Source organism: Pseudomonas sp. AC463, from assembly GCF_979253585.1.
Genome location: NZ_CEEDDZ010000227.1, coordinates 1 through 369, shown reverse-complemented (window position 1 = coordinate 369; position 369 = coordinate 1). Strand labels below are relative to the sequence as shown.

Below are 369 nucleotides of genomic sequence, written 5' to 3'. Positions count from 1 at the left end.
AGCAGGAGCAACGACATCTCGCCCAGACCGGCACGCAGCGCAAAGGCCGGTAACGGCACGATGGCAGGCCTGTGCACGGCATGGCCGAGTTCGCTGGCGAATTCACGGTTGCGTACCGGGTGCGGTGAGCAGGCATTATAGGGACCGCGCGCCTGCTCCTGCTGCAAGAGAAAATCAATCAGGGCAATTTGGTCAGCGATATGAATCCACGGCATCCACTGGCGGCCATTGCCTATGCGGCCACCCAACCCAAACCGGAACGGCGTAACCATACGCTTGAGGATGCCACCCTCTTTCGCCAACACCAGACCGGTACGCAGCAGGATCACGCGAATGCCAAAAGCCTCCGCCTGCTGCGCGGTGTCTTCC

Annotated in this window: 1 protein-coding gene; it reads right to left on the bottom strand. The window is 61.2% G+C overall.

The annotated features are described in order from the left end of the window. On the bottom strand, window positions 1-369 hold a 369-nt coding region (locus tag AC0IYH_RS29900), incomplete at both ends, for an NAD-dependent epimerase/dehydratase family protein (RefSeq protein WP_471837714.1).